The 1,466-nt window shown below is 69.2% G+C and carries 2 protein-coding genes; both read left to right on the top strand.

The genetic code is table 11. The features are described from left to right. The first annotated feature begins 101 nt into the window (after positions 1–101). Positions 102–656 carry an NADPH-dependent F420 reductase gene (locus IRT45_RS36185; protein ID WP_194810247.1) on the top strand — a complete coding sequence of 185 codons (555 nt, stop codon included), beginning with the start codon at positions 102–104 and terminating at the stop codon, positions 654–656. 262 nt (positions 657–918) lie between these two features. After that, positions 919–1,338, top strand: a complete 420-nt coding sequence (locus IRT45_RS36180; RefSeq protein WP_194810246.1) for a group 1 truncated hemoglobin — start codon at positions 919–921, stop codon at positions 1,336–1,338. Positions 1,339–1,466: the final 128 nt, after the last annotated feature.

Below are 1,466 nucleotides of genomic sequence, written 5' to 3'. Positions count from 1 at the left end.
CGGACACGGCAGGCGCAGCGGGATGGTCAGCAGCCGCAACGGATTCGCGGTCGGCAGTCGGCGCAGACTCGCACTCGGCAGCCGACTTGGATGCACGGCCGGTGGCCGACGCCGGCTCGCCCTCGGCAGTAGGCACCGGAGCGGAGGCCCACCTCGGCACGGCAGCGTGGGCCGGCGCCGAAGCGGTGTTGCTGGCGGTGGCCTATACCGGCGTGGAGGAAATTTTGCGCGCGGTCGGCGCTCCCGGCGGCACGCTGTCCGGACTAACCGTCATCGACGCGACCAATGCGATCGACCACGGAGTCGGCGTGCTGCGCGTGCCGCCGGGGACCTCACACGCACAGCGCGTGGGGGAACTCGCGCCGGGCGCGCGGGTGGTCAAGGCATTCCATCTGTTCCCGAGCGAACAATGGGCCGCAGCCGAATCCGCCGACACCGGAACGACGCACCTGCCGCCGTGGGTCACGATCTGCGGCGACGACCCGGCCGCCCTGCGCACCACCGAACAACTGGTCCGCGACGTGGGCGCCGTACCGGTGGTGCTGGGTGGTCTGGATCGCGCACGTCAGCTGGAGGAGGCCGCCGGTTTCGTCATCTCGCTGGCCTTCTCCGGCGTGGCCCCCAGCCGGGCGGTGCCAGCCATGCCGGCCCAGTAGTTTCATGCGCCGCGGACCTTGTGCGGGTTCCAGCGTCACGGCGCCAGGCTCGCGCACCGAGATACGGGACGGCCGTCCCACGGTGCGCACGAAGATCGCGGCGGCCGCGCATCCGGACCGCTTGCTCGTCATCGCAGCGAGAGAAACCTCGCAGCCCGTTCGCGGCGATTGTGAGATCGGAGCAATCGTCTTTCTACACGGGGCAACCCGTCGGCGACACACAACTAACGGAGGTGAAACACCCCGCTGATTTCCTGTTTTCATGCGAATCTCGTCACTTTTCTCGAAATCGTCCGCAGCCCCGTCCGCGCCCGCTCCGTCGATCTACGAGCAGATCGGCGGGCACGAGGCATTGGAAACCGTCGTCGAGGACTTCTACGTCCGCGTCCTCGCCGACGAGGACCTCGCCGGCTTCTTCAGCGGCACCAACATGTCGAGGTTGAAGGGCCGCCAGGTGGAATTCTTCGCCGCCGCCCTCGGCGGCCCCGAGCCCTACACCGGCGCCCCGATGAAGCAGGTCCACCAGGGCCGCGGCATCACCATGCACCACTTCACCCTCGTCGCAGCCCACCTCACCGACGCCCTGGTCGCCGCCGGGGTGCAGGAGCCGACCCTCGGCGAAATCATCGGCGCCATCGCACCTTTGGCCCCGGAAATCACCTCCGACGCCCCCGTCTCGTGAGCCTGACCCGCGGCGTCCCGGGCGAGAGTGCCACACCTCCCTGCGCAGGCAACCGCTTCCCCGGGGCCGCGACTATGCACGGTTGACCTTGCCCCGCGGTTGACCTTGCCCCGCAGTTGACCTGGCCT

It is taken from the genome of Nocardia sp. BSTN01 (assembly GCF_015354405.1).
GTDB lineage: Bacteria > Actinomycetota > Actinomycetes > Mycobacteriales > Mycobacteriaceae > Nocardia.
Note: the sequence above shows the minus strand (reverse complement) of the source record. Positions and strands in the feature narration are given on the sequence as shown.

Coding starts and splice junctions, on each gene's coding strand:
- IRT45_RS36180 (WP_194810246.1), top strand. CDS start 919: ATGCGAATCTCGTCACTTTTCTCGAAATCGTCCGCAGCCCCGTCCGCG.